Below are 15,888 nucleotides of genomic sequence, written 5' to 3' on the forward strand. Positions count from 1 at the left end.
CTCGCTATGTTGACCCAAGCTCATTCTGATTCACCTTCTTCAAAGCAAGGATCCGCTATGCCAGCATTTGTATATCTCCTGCTGCCTATTCTCTTTTGGTCTGGTAATTATGTGTTAGGTCGACTTACTGTATCGGGCGGTATTGACCCCTATACGATCTCTTTTTTTAGATGGGGCTTCGCGTGTTTACTCATTATGCCTTTTGCTTTGCCAAAGATCCGTAAAGACTGGCCACTTGTTATCAAACATTGGCCTATGCTGCTCTTTTTTGCCTTTTTAGGCATCTGTAATTACAACCTATTTTTGTACATTGGTTTGACGTCTACTACCGTGACTAATGCGGTGCTGCTTAATTCCATCATGCCTGTGATGATATTGATTACCGCGCGCTTACTGTTAGGCAGTAAAACTAGCCAGCTACAAAATGTAGGGATCATCATTTCAACCATCGGCGCAATCGTCATTGTCAGCCGAGGCAGCCTGGATACCCTATTACATTTGACCGTTTCTAAGGGAGACCTTTGGATTATCACAGCCGCAGTGAGCTGGGCAGTCTATTCCGTATTACTCATTCGACGTCCTGGCATGCATCTCTTAAGCTTCTTTGCTGTCACCGCCATAATGGGGACCTGCATCCAATTCCCGCTCTATGTTTTATTTTCACACACCGAAATTAGCACCCTCACGACCGCTAACTGGGGAGCCATTCTATATATGGCCATCTTTGCCTCTATCGGCGCTTTTATCTGCTGGAACGTCGGCATCCAACAACTGGGTGCTGCAACCGCTGGCCACTTTGTACATTTATTACCGGTATTCAGCATTTTTCTCTCAATCATCTTTCTCGAAGAAACAATTCAGAGCTTTCACGGTATTGGTATCATGTTGATATTTTCAGGAATCGGCATTGCCACGATACTGAATCAACGTGTCAAAAAACACGCTCTTACTAAGTCTTTTGGCGATTAAGTCGCGCACTTAATAGCACACTTATAAAAATCAGAACCGTCCCAGATATGGCCAGCCAATCTGGGACATGCCCCCAAATTACCCATCCCCAAAATCCGGCAAACACAATTCCAATGTAACTTACTGGAGACACAACACTTGCCGGGGCATAGGTATAGGCCAATGTGTATAAATGCATGCCAACGTACAACGTCACCGCGACCACCAATACCCATAGCCACGTATCCGCCGGCAACGCCAAACTTTCGCATTGGACCAACGCAAGAGGCAATGACAATAAGGCAGAAAATGCAAAATATACAATCATCGTTTCTTGGCTAGACACATGGGAACTCAATACTCGTGTTGTCACCATAGAAAACGCCAAGCCAACCGCCGATAGCAAACCGATAATATGCCATGGATTAAAGTGCTCTGGGGTCGGATTAATGACCAAGGCCACACCAATAAAGCCAATAATGAGGGGCAACCAGCGCGACTTAGGAATAAAGACTCGATGCATCAGCAGCACGACAAAAGGCACACATAACGGCGCACAAGAGCGTAACAATGAGGCTTCAACTATCGGGATATGATTTAAAGCCCAGTAATAAAATAAAAACCCAAGAAAGCCACCAAGACTGCGCAGAAAGTGCGCTTTAACAATATGCAGCGGACGACGCTGCCACTTCCCCCACATTTGCGGAATCAGAATCACAATACAAAACAAGCTCTGCCAGAAAACTAAAACAGGGACGGCAATTTGCGTCTGAACCTGCTTCGCGGCCACTGCCGTTATAGACATAATCAGAGCATACGCCAAGGTGGCATAAATCCCCTTTTTAACCAAATATAGATCACTCACCGAGTGCGTCCTTAATAATGTAACGGCTTATCGAAATAACTGGGTACAAACACATATAATCAAACGTTGCTGTCAGTCACTGTGCTTATAGACCAAGATACTGAGCAAAAAGCGAGCCTGACTCTGGTGCAGATAACGCTTGCACATCAACCAATGCCTGTACCTGACCATGCTCCACTAGCATCACTTGACCACCTAACGTTTTCGCATCGTTTGGAGCGTGCGTCACCATCACCGTCGTCCAGTTAAATTGATGCGTCAGTGAACGCACTAACTGCAGCATTTCATCACGTAATCGGGGATCTAATGCACTGAACGGCTCATCTAACAACAGCACTGGCTTGTCACGCACCAACACCCTTGCAATCGCTACACGCTGCGCTTGGCCACCAGACAATTGCTCAGGAAATTTTTGCGCAAAACCCAATAGCTGGGTCTGCTCTAATGCCCACTTTAGTTTACTATTTTGCTCATTTGTTAAACGCCTTGTTGGCGACATACCAATAGCCACATTATCCCAAACATTTAACTGCGGAAACAAATTATCACTTTGAAATAACATCGAAACAGGACGCTCATAGGGAGCCAAATGATCCAGCTTTTCCCCTGAGAACTCTATTATCCCTTGCCCAGATAAGTAACCACCTAATAAAGACAACAAGGTACTCTTACCACCGCCACTGGGCCCTAAAATACTGGTAATACCAGTCGGCAACTGAGCCTGATAATCGGCCTGAAAGTCTTGCCAATGGTATTGAATATCAAATGACAGCACGACGCCCCCCTGCTAAACGGGTAATCCCATAAAATAATGCAAGACAAAGCAAAATCAGCACAACAGCAACACAACCACCCTGTTCCACTCGATACGAGCCAATCAACTGGAACAAATACATAGGTAATGTCTCAAGCCCTTTTGAACCGAATAACGCCACCACACCCAGATCTCCTAAACTTAACAGCACCGCATAAGCCAAACCTTGTGCCATAGCAGTACGTATCTGCTGCCATTCAAGTCGTAAGCGCGACCAGCCAAATATTTGCAGCTGCTCATAAAGATGACGATAACGTTTTTCTTGCTGATACAAGGTTGGCATGATGGCACGAAGCACGAACGGCAGTGCCATAACCGCATTCACCCACACAACAATCCAGTAGGCATAGCGAATACCGATACCAAGATGACGTAATAACAGAAACAACCCTGTTGCTAATACGAGCCCCGGCACCATCAACACCAAATTGCCCGATTGCTCTAACTTATCCGCTAACCAGTCCCCTCTGCTACGCCAGCGTACGCTGCGCGCTAACGCAGCAATACTAAGCCCAATAACAAGCGCCAATAACCCAGAAGGCAAAGCAATGCGCACGGAATGCCAAACCGACCACCATAAATCGTTTGCCTGCAGTGTGTGCCAGAAAAGCGGGCTCACTATGGGCGATAATATGGCAATAAAAGGCGGTAACACCCACAACAAAACGACACTGAGTGACAAGCCATCAATAACGTTAGGTATCATACCTGAGCGTAATGGTAAACGCTGACCTTGGTACACACTCACATCTTGACGCACAGGGGGAGCAAACTTATACACAGCAAGAGCGACCGTACTGCATATAGCCACCTGAAGCAGAGACAAATAGCTCGCTTTATCCAAATCAAATTCAAAACGAAGCGCTTGGTAAATGGCCACTTCAAGTGTACTGGAGCGTGGTCCACCGCCTAGGCTTAATACCACAGCAAAACTTGAAAAACACAACATAAAGACCAGCAAAAACAACCCTGGTAGTGTCTTTTTCAAATAGCTCCACTCAATTAGATGAAACGCCTGCCAGCGTGAAAGCCCCAGTTGACTTGCCAAGCGCCATTGTGAATCCGGTATCAATCCATAAGCCTGTAAAATAACCCGCACGGCAAGAGGCATATTGAAAAACACATGTGCGAGCAGAATCCCACCCAGGCCATACAGCGGGAACGCAAAACCAAACACACTGGTAAACCAGCCATGACGGCCATAGACCACAACAATGCCAAGAATCGCAACAATGGAGGGCACCACCATCGAAATAGCAAATAGGTTTAGTAACGTTTGCCTTCCAGCAAAACGACGATGATACAGGCACGATGCCACTGGAATCGCCAACACCATGCTGAGCAAAGCACTGAGGCTCGCCTGCAAAAAGGAAAACCTTACTAATCGCCATATATAAGGATCCTCTATAAAACGCCCCCAATCACTTGGGGACGCATAAGAGAGCAAGGCTACAAAAGCGGCCATTGCGACAATGAAATACAGCGCTACACCCAACCAAGCTGGACGTAAATGAGAGGAAAATATCAAAACTTAGCGAGTCGTCGCCTCAAGCCATTCGTTCACCCACGCTTGACGCCGCTTAGCCACTTGTTCTGCAGGTAACGTCAACACTTTTGTTGCCTCAGGCAACGTTGAAAAAGCTTCAGGTAATGGCTCGATATTGTTCATCACAGGGTACATCCAGTTGCCCGTCGCGACGACATTCTGAAACTCTGGCGCCAAAATAAACTGCATAAATTCTTCAGCCAGTGCTTTGTTTGGTGCGCTGTTCATCATTGCAGCCACTTCAATTTGAGGATAAAAACCCTCACTGGCTTCGGCCGCTTTGTACTTTTTCTCACCTTCGGCCACCATATGATACGCGGGTGACGTGGTGTAGCTCAGCACAACATCCGCCTCGCCTTTTAAAAATAAACTGTAACCGTCATACCAACCTTTGGTCACAGTCACCGTGTGCTCAGACAACTGCGCCCAAGCATCCGCCGCTTGCTCACCGTACACCGACTTCATCCAGAGCAACAAACCTAAACCTGGTGTACTGGTGCGAGGATCTTGGTAAATCACTTTAAGGTCTTGATTCTCAACCACGTCTTTTAACGATGTGGGCGGTGTTTCAAGCTTTTCACTGTCATAGATAAACGCAAAATAGCCTTGATCAAACGGAACAAAATACTCATCACTCCATCCATTAGGTGTCTGTACGTCAGTCGTATCCACATTATGTTTAGCTAACAAACCGGTCTGCTTTGCCGACTGCATTAGATTGAGATCTAAACCCAATAACACATCGGCCTCAGAAGCGTCGCCTTCCAACTGAACGCGCGACAAAATACCCACCGATGAATCCAGCGCTACGAAGTTCACTTCACAATCACACTGCGCTTCAAAGCGGGTTTTGATTTTAGGACCTGGGCCCCACTCTGATGCAAACGAATCGTAGGTATACACATTCAGCGTGTTCGCCGCTGCTATAGACGACGCCAACAGCGCCGTCGCTGTCACCGCAAAAGATTTAAAAGACATAGTCGCTCCATAAATGAGCGGCGTATAACTGGATGGGCAAGGTATGAAGGGCTTGCTATCTCAATTCCTACGCCAGCATGATCTGGTTCAGGTTCAATGGGTTAGCCGGAAAAGCTTCTCAGTGGCTACATCGCCACACCCCATGAGATAAAACGTCGCTATTCTAACAGACCCTTAGGAGATGTCTAAGTATTGTAAAGCACGAGCCAGTGCACCTTGATTGGCTTTAGCATTACTTAATGCATTTTGCCCCATGCTCTGTCGCTGTGTTAAATCTTGCAGTAAAAGCAGTTGACCCTCTAATTCGCTCTCTGATCGAACTCTCACTGCGCCGCCGTCTTGTATCAGTGACTCAGTAATTTCAGCAAAGTTAAAGGTATGCGCACCAACAATCACAGGTTTGGACAAGATCGCCGGCTCAATCGGATTGTGCCCTCCTCGCTCAATCATGCTGCCCGCGACAAAAGCCACATCAGAGATAGCGAAGTAGCGCATCATTTCGCCCATGCTATCACCGATCAGAACGTCCGCCTGAGCCCAAGTATCCAGCTGATCATCTGAGCGTCGAACGGTCTGAAAGCCTTGTTGTTGGCTGAGTTCATAAACTGCTTCAAAGCGCTCAGGGTGACGTGGCACAAGGATTAACTTGGCATCAGGAACTTTCTGCAAAAAGGCCTTATGCGCTGCTAAAAATTGTAGATCTTCGCCGTCATGGGTGCTGGCGGCAATCCAAACAAACTCGTTCTTCGGTGCAATGGCTTGGCGCCAAACGGCTATCTCGCTGTCTTCTGGAGGGGAGATATCAAACTTGATATTGCCCACTACGGCGACATCTTTCGCCCCCAATGCTTTAAACCGCTCCGCATCGGTTGCCGCGTGGGCCAAGAAACGATCAGGCAACGCCATTAACGGTCGTGAGAAAAAGCCAAACTTTTCGTAACGCTTAGCAGAACGCTCACTGAGGCGAGCATTGATAACTTGAATCGTCATGCCCTTGGCTTTTGCCGCTTTTAATAGGTTTGGCCAAAGTTCCGTTTCTATGATTGCCAATTGCGGGCAGGACAGTTGCTTCAAGGCGCGCTGTACGCATACCGTATGGTCTAGAGGTAAGTAGCGATGCTGGACGCGTCCAGCAAACCACTTTTGCACTTGCGCTTCACCGGTAGGCGTTACGGTTGTTACCAATAACGTTTTATTGGGGTGCTGGGTTAGCCATTGCGTAATTAAGGTTTTGGCTGCCAAGACCTCACCGACCGACGCACAATGCAACCAAAGATCGGCTTTCATTGGCCCCCATTTACCGAGCGCTTCCGCAACTCGGTAATTGTCATAGCGTTTATGGAAGCGCCAGATACGTCGTGCAATAAAAGGCGTTGCAACAGCCAATAAGAAACGGTACAGCCACATACACTTAATCTTCGTTAAACTGATTTTGGTGCAATTTGGCGTACGCACCGCCTTGCTCAATCAATTCTTTGTGGGAGCCGACCTCAATAATTTGACCATGATCCACCACTGCTATTATATCGGCGTTTTCGATGGTTGATAATCGGTGAGCAATGGCGATGGTTGTACGATTCTTCATTAAGCTATCCAAGGCTTGCTGGATAGCACGCTCAGATTCTGAATCCAATGCCGAGGTTGCTTCGTCTAAAATCAGGATTGGGGCGTTTTTCAAAATAGCTCGCGCAATGGCGATACGTTGACGTTGGCCACCTGACATCAATACACCATTCTCACCGACCATGGTGTCTAAACCGTGCTCGAAACCCTGAATAAACTCCCACGCATTGGCGGCTTTTGCAGCGTTAATGACATCTTCATCTTGAGCATCGCGCAGATAGCCATAGGCTATATTGTCACGAATTGAACCATTAAATAACACGACATTTTGATTCACTAAAGCGATTTGGCTACGTAAACTTTTAAGGGAGTATTCACGGCTATCTTGCCCGTCTAATAACAACTCTCCGACTTCCACATCGTACAAACGCGGCACTAAGTTCGCTAACGTTGACTTACCACCACCCGATCGCCCTACCAGCGCCAATGTTTTTCCGGCTGGCAACAGTAAATTGATATTTTCCAACGTCAAACGGTCACTGCTTGGGTATTTGAAACTTAAGCTGCGCCACTCAACCGATCCTTTTGCATTGGATAACTCTTGCTTGCCTGCGTCCACCTCTTCGGTCATATCAATGAACTCGAAAATGCTTTGCGCTGCTGCAATACCCTTTTGCAAAATACTGTTTACATCGGTTAGCTGGCGCGCCGGTTTGCTGAGCATGCCTGCGGCTCCAATAAAAGCAACAAAATCGCCAGCTGACATGTTCTGACTAAGACTTGGATCTAACGCTAGCCATATCAATAAGGCTAACGAAATCGCTACCAGAAATTGCACAACCGGAATATTTAGGGCTTTTGTAAGCTCCATTTTGAGCTGCGAGCGCTTGTTGTCCCCTGCGGCTTGGCGAAAACGATCTCGCTCATACTCAAAACCACCGAAGATTTTTACAACCTCATGACCCTTAATCGACTCAGAAGCAACATCGGATACGCCACCCATGGCATTCTGAATGTGTTTACTAAGCTTACGAAAACGCTTTGATGCATAAGACACAACAAAGCCTATAACGGGAATAATCAGTATAAACAGCAACGATAGACGCCAGTTTGTGTAAAGCATATAACTCAATAAACCAACGACGGTTAAGCCTTCGCGTAGCAGTGTCTTAACGGCTGAAGTCACCGCGCCAATCACTTGCTCAGTGTCATAAGTCAGTTTAGACAGTAAGCGTCCAGACGGCATTTCGCTGTAATAACTCGTAGGCAGCAATACCAGCTTATCAAACATGGTGGTGCGTAAGTCATAGACAACTTTGTTGGCAATTTTCGCCATGAAGTAACTACCAAAGAAGGTCCCAATACCACGCAATAGAAAAATGGCTAAAATAGAAGCCGGTATTAAGAACCGGTTTTCCTCTATTGAGCCAGTAGAGACCACATCAACAATGTATTTTAACTGTGCGGCCAGAGCAGGTTCCATCGCGCCATAGAGCATGTAACCCATAACACTGACTAAAAAAATGGGCCATTGAGATTTAACATACCCCAATAGACGCAAATAGATCTTAACGCCAGATTGAGCTTCTGGAGTTTGCTGATCAGGTGACGTCATTAATTATTCGCCTTTTCAATAATCGAAGTCGTAGAATATCCGTCAACAAAAGAAAGTACTTTCACTTCTCCGCCATGTTCTAGCACATGTTCGGCACCTACGATGGATTCAATCGTGTAATCACCACCTTTTACCAACACATCTGGAGTTAACGTCTGAATGATGTCTAATGGTGTATCTTCATCAAACCAAGTCACCCAATCGATCGAGCCAACGCCTTCAAGAACAGCCATACGATGTGTTAAATCGTTTACTGGGCGTTTTTCCCCTTTAAGGCGTTTTACCGAGGCATCTGTATTGACAGCGACGACTAAACGATCGCCTAATGCTTTAGCTTGCCTCATATAGGCTACATGGCCGGGATGTAATATATCGAAGCAACCATTAGTAAATACGATCTTCTCTCCGTTTAGTTGGGCCAGCTTAATTTGCTCTTGTAAAGATTCAGGTGATAGCACGCCAAAATTGGTTGAATGAGATCGCGCAAACATAATCGCTTCTAGCGTTTCAGCATCAATCGAGGCGGTACCCAGTTTTCCAACAACATAACCTGCTGCTTGGTTTGCATAATCGACTGCGTCGGAAAAGCGTTTGCTCGTCGTATAAATAGCGGTTAATACCGCAACGACCGTGTCACCAGCGCCGGTAACATCAAAGACTTCTTTCGCAGCGGTTGCTAAAGAGAATGAATTCTTACCTTCTTCAAGCAACACTAAACCATCTTCACCACGTGTCACTAACAGAGATTGCCAACCGAAGCGCTCGCGCAGCTCTAGGCCCTTTTGCTCGATCTCGGTAAGATCAGCACATTTACCAACAATCGCTTCAAACTCAACCATATTAGGCTTAACTAACGTGGCACCTTGGTAAATAGAAAAGTCATCACCTTTCGGATCAACAAAACTCGGAACGCCCGCGTCGTTCGACAGACCAATCAAGGTGTTTACATCCGCTAAACAGCCTTTGGCATAGTCAGAGTAAATAACAGCGCTTGCATCGGGCAATAGAGCAGCGACTTTATCGGCTACTGCTTGGTTTTGGCTTAACGTGTCTTCACGTTCTTCAAAATCTAGGCGAATCAATTGTTGATGGCGACTGATAACACGCAGTTTGGTGATCGTCGGTAAACTGTCTGTTGTAACGAAATGACACTCAACACCAGACTGAGTCAGGGCATTCTCTAAAGCCGTTGCATTTTCATCCTGCCCCACTACACCGACTAGAGAAACGCGTACGCCTAGCTTCGCGAGACCTAATGCAACGTTTGCGGCACCACCAGGACGGTCTTCAACGCTTGAAACTTTGACAACCTGTACCGGAGCTTCAGGAGAAATACGTGAAGTGCCACCATGCCAATAGCGATCTAGCATAACGTCACCAACGACAAGGATATGTTTGTTCTTAAAGTTTAAATGTGAGGATATCATGGCGCTTTTCATCGATTTTTGAGGGCAAACATTTTATCATAACCGCCTTTCAATTTGGACTCATGTGAAATTGATCAACATGGAAATGCCTAAAACCTTGCACAAACGCATACAAAGCTGTGCAGACCACGTCTTTCAAGGTCTGATCCCAAACTGGGTAAACTACGGTTTTACTCCTCAGGGTTACAGTTACGAAAGTCTAACGCTTAACTGGGAACATAATCCAGTTGGGCGCATTCGGCTATTGACCCAATGTCGTCAACTTTACACTCTCAGTCACGCATCAGAACTGGGTTACCTTAACGGTTTTGAAGCACAAATCCGATCCTTATTTACGTTTACTGTCGAACAGTACTTTATTGATGGTCGTTGGATTTTCTCTCGTGATGACAATTTAAATATCCTTGACCGAAAAAGTGATGCCTATGCGCTCGCTTTTGTTTTGCTAGCTTTCAGCCATTATTACCAGCTGACAGGCGACCAAACGGCACTGCAATATATCGAGCTAACCGAGCAATTTTTAAAACAACATATGCGTCACCCCAATGGCGGGTTTTACGAAGCGTATCCTCTTGAAGCGCACATCACTCGCCGTCAGAATCCTCATATGCACTTACTGGAAGGCTTTGTTGCGGCATATCATGCAACCAAGCAAGCCAAGTACATCACTCACATAGAACAGATCTGTGAGCTGGCGCATCAGCATTTTGTCGAGCCAAAGACACACACATTGCGAGAATTCTTTAAGGCCGACCTAACCCTAGATGATAAAACGGGGCACTTGGTAGAACCAGGACACCATTTCGAATGGGCATGGCTACTGCACCAAACGTATAAAATCACCAACCGCCAGCAAGATTTAGATCTCGCAAATCGGCTATGGCAATCTGCCATTAAATTTAGTCAACCAGCTAATGGCGGTATCATTAACAGTTTTGATGGCAATACAGGTGAAACAGTCGATGCCGAAAAACGCATCTGGCCAATTACCGAGTATCTTAAAGCTTGCTGTGTAATACCTATATCAAAAGATGAACGCTTTGCACGTATAGAGACAGCCTTAGCGTTTATTCAAGAGCAATACTTCCTTGATAATGGTCGCTGGATTGAATATCTAGATGCGCAAAATTGTAGCAAAGACTTCCCTCTCCCGGGCACAACGGGCTATCACATATTTCTTGGCCTAGCAGAAGTGCTAAAATGGCAGGATTCATAAGCATTACAGGATACGGATTATGTACATTGTAACTGGCGGCGCCGGCTTCATCGGCAGCAATATAATTAAAGCGTTAAACGATCGTGGCATTCGTAACATTTTGCTGGTTGATGATCTAACGGATGGCAAGAAGTGCCTTAATTTGTCCGATTTAGACATTGCAGACTATATGGACATGTACGACTTCCTAGATTTAATCAAAAAAGATGCCCTGAATATCCAAGCAACTGCTGTTTTCCATGAGGGCGCATGCTCTGCGACCACGGAGTGGGATGGCAAGTTCGTGATGGACGTCAATTACCAATATTCAAAAGCGGTTTTGAAATGGTGTCTGGATCACAAAGTGCCATTTTCTTATGCGTCATCGGCTTCAGTATACGGCCCAGGCCCAGTATTCCAAGAATCGCGAGAATATGAACAGCCATTAAACATGTACGCGTTCTCTAAATTCCAGTTCGACCAATATGTACGTGAGATCTCTCCAAAAGCCACTTCCCAAATTGTTGGCTTTCGCTACTTTAATGTCTATGGTCCGCGTGAAAACCATAAAGGCAGCATGGCAAGTGTTGCTTTCCATTTACGCAATCAAGTGCTGGCTGACGAGAATCCTAAATTATTTGGTGCCTACGATGGTTATGAAGCAGGCGGCCAAAGCCGTGACTTCATCTATGTAGAAGACTTGGTAAACACGAAACTTTGGTTCTTAGACAATCCTGAAAAGTCAGGTATTTTCAACCTTGGTACGGGCAATGCTGAACCCTTCAAAACCATTGCAGAGACTGTTATTGGTCACTATGGCAAAGGAGAAATTGAATTTATTCCATTCCCTGAACACTTAAAAGGCGCTTACCAAAGCTTCACACAAGCTGACATCAGTAAGCTGCGCGAGGCTGGATACAATGGCTCGTTCCGCGGTCTTGCTCAAGGCGTGAAAGATTACATGATGTGGCTAGACCAACGTGGCTAAATATCTCATTGTAGGACCTTCTTGGGTCGGCGACATGGTCATGGCGCAGAGCCTCTTTAAAAAAATTAAAGAGCAAGATGTGGACGCTATCATTGATGTCATCGGCCCCGCTTGGTCAAGCCCTATTCTAGAGCGTATGGAAGAAGTACGCCAAGCGATCACCCTAAAAACAGGGCATGGCGAATGGGGTATTAGCACTCGTCGAAAATTGGGAAAATCACTTCGTAACGAGCATTACGATGAAGCCATCGTACTGCCCCGCTCATGGAAGTCTGCATTAGTTCCCTTCTTTGCAAAGATCCCGAAGCGGGTTGGCTATCATGGCGAGCAGCGCTTTGTCCTGCTGACTGAACGTCGCAAGTTAAATAAGAAAGTACTTAACCAGACGGTAAAGCGCTTCACTTCCCTGGGGATCGCTCAGAAAAATGCCTATCCACCAGAGTCATTGCCAAACCCTAAGTTATCCATCAATACAGAGAACCAAGCAGCACTTTACAAAAAGCTAGGGTTAGACCCCCAACGACCCGCCATTGCCATGATGGCAGGAGCTGAATACGGCCCAGCAAAACAATGGCCTATTGCTCACTTCCATGAACTTGCAGACACGTTGATAAAATCAGGCCATCAAATATGGGTGCTTGGAGGTCCGAAAGACATTGAAGATGCACAAGCCATTATTAAAGGTCTTGGACAACACGCCCATAATCTTTGCGGGAAAACAAAACTCGTTGACGCAATCGATTTATTGGCCGCCGCCAAAGAAGCGGTCAGCAATGATTCTGGACTGATGCATGTTGCAGCAGCGGTTGGCACTCGAGTACACGGTATATATGGCTCCACTAGTGAGCTCTTTACACCGCCGCTCACAGATAACAAGGTGATTCACAACTTACATTTGGACTGCGCACCCTGCTTTAAACGCACTTGCCCACTTGGTCACACCAATTGCTTGAAGCAGCTGGAGCCTAAGCAAATCATCCAGTCCATTGAACAAGCCTGCTAGGATGCGTATTTATGACCAGTAATTCAAAGCGAGCAACGGTTACAGCAGCGCTCATCGTTAAAAATGAAGAGAAGAATCTAGCAAGTTGCTTAGACAGCTTAGCCGATTGGGCCGATGAAATCGTCATTCTAGATTCAGGCAGTAGTGACAAAACACAAGACATTGCACTGAGCTATACACGCCATTTTTATGTAAAAGACAACTGGGAAGGCTTTGGCAAGCAACGTCAAGCTGCACAAGAATACATTACCACTGATTATGTCTTTTGGATTGATGCGGATGAAATCGTCACGCCAGAGTTAAAAGAAAGCATTTTGACAGCCCTTGAACAAGGGATCAGCAACACAGCGTATAGCGTGAATCGTAAAAGCTGGGTCTTTGGGCGTTTTATCACTCATTCAGGCTGGTACCCTGATCGTGTCACACGACTCTATCGCATAGCTGAAGGCAACTACTCGGATAACTTAGTTCACGAAAAGGTCTTACTTAAAGACGGCGTCGCCACTGAAAACCTTAAAGGTGATATGACACATTACACCTATGAAAATTTGCATCATTATCTAGTGAAGTCTGCTTCATATGCAAAACTGTCTGCGGACCAGAAACAAAAGCGAGGAAAAACGACCTCGTTAGGCTCTGCCAGTCTGCATGCTTTTGCTTGCTTTGTGAAAATGTATCTGCTTAAACGAGGTTTTTTAGATGGCAAACAAGGCTTTTTGCTTGCCATCCTGTCGGCTCACTCTACTTTTGTTAAATATGCTGATCTTTGGGTACGCTCACAGCCCAATAAACCTAAGGATCACGTTTAATCAAGTGCCTGATAGATCTTAAGCAACTTGTTAACATGTACGTTTTGATCGAAGTGTTGTTTTGCCCTGTCTCTTGCTGACAGGGCAAGTGCCTGTCTTTTTGAGGTATTTTTACATAGTTCTGCGATGGCATTTGCTAAGGCGTCTGAGTCAAATGGATCAACCAATATCCCCGTGTTTTCTAAGATTTCTGGGATAGCGCCTGCATTTGAACCAATAATAGCTTTCCCTTGGGCCATCGATTCGATCACCGTTAAGCCAAACGCTTCCAAATGCGAAGGAATAACCACCACATCAATAGAGGGTAGTAACGTTTCAGGCTCAGGAGTAAAGCCGTAAAAAGTGATGCGTTTGTCTAGCTTATGTCCACTAACGTACTGCTTGAGCTTGTCAATGTACTCATCGTCGCCACCCTGTTTAGCATTTAAACCACCAATAATAACTAAATGAAAGCGTTCCGCTTCCAGCTTTGCCATCGCTTTGATGAGCTCTAGATGCCCTTTGCCTGGCGATAAACGGCCGACAATGCCTACAACAGATACCTCATCACAAAGCTTTAGTTGTGACTTTAAATCGACACCCGCTTGGATATGATCTGGTATCGATGTGCCAAGCCAAAGCGCTTGAATCCGAGCATCAGCAATCGGCAAGGCCTTTTTATTAAACGCTAAAGTAAAGTTACTGATCGACAACAGCTGATCAACATTACGGTAAATAAAACGATGAAAAATGTCTTTTTTAGGCTTCTTAACGCCCATATGGTCTGTATAAATCAGCTTGAAACCACACAGCTTCTTTAGTAACACTGCTAAAAATAGATCTGAAGATTTATGACAGTGCACATATTGAATGTTGTGTTGCTTAATCCATTTAGACAATGATAAAAGATTGCGATACCCATGTCCTCGGCTGGGTATTGCCAAACAGCCATCAAACTCTCCTGACATTGCTTCATCAATGGAGGATTGAGCTAACGCAATACCAAAAACCTTGTGACCTACCTGCCTCATTTGCTTACCCACACGCAGTGGATACATCTCAAGCCCGCCAAACCCGTAGGACAAACACATATGAAGAATATTCACGTCTACTATTTTCCTATTTGCTGTGTATACCAGTTTTGAATATCCGAGAATCGATCTTTCACAATCAACTGAGACAGATCGTCTTGTCCCTCATTAGGCATAAAGGGCAGCCAACGACCAGCACTGTTCAAGGTCTGCCATCTAAGCGGCGTAGATGAACGTTTTTTGGGGTAAAAACCAATGGTCGGTACGTCTAAGGCCCCGGCGATATGCAGTGGCCCTGTGGAGCCTGCAATGAATAAGTCCGCTACCGCTATCGACCGCATAAAATCTTTCACACCGTCGTTTTTGTCATAAAGAGTAATTGAGGCAACTTTGCCGATGAGACTGTCGACTAACGCCTTAGATACCTCTCCTTCACCAGGTCCTGCTGTGACCACAAAATGAAAACGATCTAAACCGTCTAAAAAACAAATTAGTGACTGCCATTCGGTTTGAGATAACGTGTTCGATGACCCGCCAGTAACTGGGTGAACAAAGCAAGTTTTTCGATCAAACTGGATGCCTATTTGCATCAATTTAGCTTTTTGTTGCTCAAGCTCAACCTGAGAGAACTCAAGTAAACGATGAGGTTCAATCACCCTAGATGAACCTTTCAGGACGTCAATAAAATAATAAGCAAGATCGAGGTTATATTGGAATTCCGCTTTTTCAGACTTTGAACGACGCTGACGTAACGTATGAGTATATAAGAATTGTACCCATTTGGTCGCAGGTGCAACACGAACAGGAATGCGAGCTTTACGTAGCAAGGTCGCGTTATAAGCATTGGAAAAAAGACAAAGTGCTGCGTCAAAATGTAACGTACTGATGGTTTGAGCAAAGTCACTTTTGGCTTCATTGTCTTTCGGATCAATAAGTACGTCATCAATCCATTCACATGCCTCAGCTATTTCTTTTGTGTAGGAAGGAACAAGCGCGGTAACAGTGGCCTGAGGAAACGCTGCCTTGATTGCTTTGAAGGCGGGCAATGCAAGTACAAAGTCCCCAATTTTATCATTCCGAACCACTAATATTTTCATCAAAAAAACCACAACCGCTAACATTGAAGA

Annotated in this window: 14 protein-coding genes and 1 riboswitch; of the genes, 5 read left to right on the forward strand and 9 right to left on the reverse strand. The window is 45.6% G+C overall.

Going from position 1 to position 15,888, the window contains the following annotated elements:
- Positions 1–57 precede the first annotated feature (57 nt).
- On the forward strand, positions 58–969 hold the full coding sequence (locus AYW75_RS12140) for a DMT family transporter (RefSeq protein ID WP_067030860.1): 912 nt from the start codon (positions 58–60) through the stop codon (positions 967–969).
- Here AYW75_RS12140 and AYW75_RS12145 read toward each other — a convergent pair.
- The 7 genes from AYW75_RS12145 to hldE form a co-directional block, all read right to left on the reverse strand.
- Positions 950–1,813: a DMT family transporter gene (locus AYW75_RS12145; protein WP_067099799.1), complete on the reverse strand. Its 864-nt coding sequence runs from the start codon at positions 1,811–1,813 to the stop codon at positions 950–952. The genes AYW75_RS12140 and AYW75_RS12145 overlap by 20 nt on opposite strands.
- Before the next feature lie 85 nt (positions 1,814–1,898).
- Positions 1,899–2,588 carry a thiamine ABC transporter ATP-binding protein gene (locus AYW75_RS12150; RefSeq protein WP_067099801.1) on the reverse strand — a complete coding sequence of 230 codons (690 nt, stop codon included), beginning with the start codon at positions 2,586–2,588 and terminating at the stop codon, positions 1,899–1,901.
- A complete protein-coding gene (thiP, locus tag AYW75_RS12155) occupies positions 2,575–4,155 on the reverse strand; it encodes a thiamine/thiamine pyrophosphate ABC transporter permease (RefSeq protein ID WP_231886203.1) in 1,581 nt (526 codons plus the stop codon). The genes AYW75_RS12150 and thiP overlap by 14 nt, the downstream gene beginning before the upstream one ends.
- A gap of 3 nt (positions 4,156–4,158) precedes the next feature.
- The gene (thiB, locus tag AYW75_RS12160; protein ID WP_067099803.1) at positions 4,159–5,151 is read right to left on the reverse strand and encodes a thiamine ABC transporter substrate binding subunit; all 993 of its coding nucleotides are present in this window, start codon (positions 5,149–5,151) and stop codon (positions 4,159–4,161) included.
- A 46-nt stretch (positions 5,152–5,197) separates the two neighbouring features.
- Positions 5,198–5,304: riboswitch (TPP riboswitch) on the reverse strand.
- A gap of 21 nt (positions 5,305–5,325) precedes the next feature.
- Complete coding sequence (locus AYW75_RS12165; protein WP_067099805.1) at positions 5,326–6,558, reverse strand: 3-deoxy-D-manno-octulosonic acid transferase; 1,233 nt, start codon at positions 6,556–6,558, stop codon at positions 5,326–5,328.
- A gap of 4 nt (positions 6,559–6,562) precedes the next feature.
- Entirely contained in the window at positions 6,563–8,329 is a 1,767-nt protein-coding gene (msbA, locus tag AYW75_RS12170; RefSeq protein WP_067099807.1) for a lipid A export permease/ATP-binding protein MsbA, read from the reverse strand.
- A complete protein-coding gene (hldE, locus tag AYW75_RS12175; RefSeq protein ID WP_067100141.1) occupies positions 8,329–9,756 on the reverse strand; it encodes a bifunctional D-glycero-beta-D-manno-heptose-7-phosphate kinase/D-glycero-beta-D-manno-heptose 1-phosphate adenylyltransferase HldE in 1,428 nt (475 codons plus the stop codon). The genes msbA and hldE overlap by 1 nt, the downstream gene beginning before the upstream one ends.
- Positions 9,757–9,820: 64 nt before the next feature.
- Here hldE and AYW75_RS12180 point away from each other — a divergent pair, with 64 nt between their 5' ends.
- The 4 genes from AYW75_RS12180 to AYW75_RS12195 are packed head-to-tail and all read left to right on the forward strand — an operon-like array spanning position 9,821 to position 13,751.
- Positions 9,821–10,972, forward strand: a complete 1,152-nt coding sequence (locus AYW75_RS12180; RefSeq protein WP_231886204.1) for an AGE family epimerase/isomerase — start codon at positions 9,821–9,823, stop codon at positions 10,970–10,972.
- A 19-nt stretch (positions 10,973–10,991) separates the two neighbouring features.
- Positions 10,992–11,939 (forward strand): ADP-glyceromanno-heptose 6-epimerase, encoded by a 948-nt coding sequence (rfaD, locus tag AYW75_RS12185; protein ID WP_067099809.1) that lies wholly within the window; start codon positions 10,992–10,994, stop codon positions 11,937–11,939.
- Positions 11,932–12,942 (forward strand): lipopolysaccharide heptosyltransferase II, encoded by a 1,011-nt coding sequence (gene waaF / locus AYW75_RS12190; RefSeq protein WP_067099811.1) that lies wholly within the window; start codon positions 11,932–11,934, stop codon positions 12,940–12,942. Before rfaD ends, waaF begins: the two co-directional genes overlap by 8 nt.
- Positions 12,943–12,953: 11 nt before the next feature.
- The gene (locus AYW75_RS12195) at positions 12,954–13,751 is read left to right on the forward strand and encodes a glycosyltransferase family 2 protein (protein WP_067099812.1); all 798 of its coding nucleotides are present in this window, start codon (positions 12,954–12,956) and stop codon (positions 13,749–13,751) included.
- On the opposite strand, the gene AYW75_RS12200 is transcribed toward AYW75_RS12195, so the two are convergent.
- Both AYW75_RS12200 and AYW75_RS12205 read right to left on the reverse strand, forming a co-directional pair.
- A complete protein-coding gene (locus AYW75_RS12200; RefSeq protein WP_156490851.1) occupies positions 13,748–14,836 on the reverse strand; it encodes a glycosyltransferase family 4 protein in 1,089 nt (362 codons plus the stop codon). The genes AYW75_RS12195 and AYW75_RS12200 overlap by 4 nt on opposite strands.
- A gap of 5 nt (positions 14,837–14,841) precedes the next feature.
- Entirely contained in the window at positions 14,842–15,858 is a 1,017-nt protein-coding gene (locus AYW75_RS12205; RefSeq protein WP_197478948.1) for a glycosyltransferase family 9 protein, read from the reverse strand.
- Positions 15,859–15,888: the final 30 nt, after the last annotated feature.

The organism is Marinomonas atlantica (assembly GCF_001639725.1).
Lineage (GTDB): Bacteria > Pseudomonadota > Gammaproteobacteria > Pseudomonadales > Marinomonadaceae > Marinomonas > Marinomonas atlantica.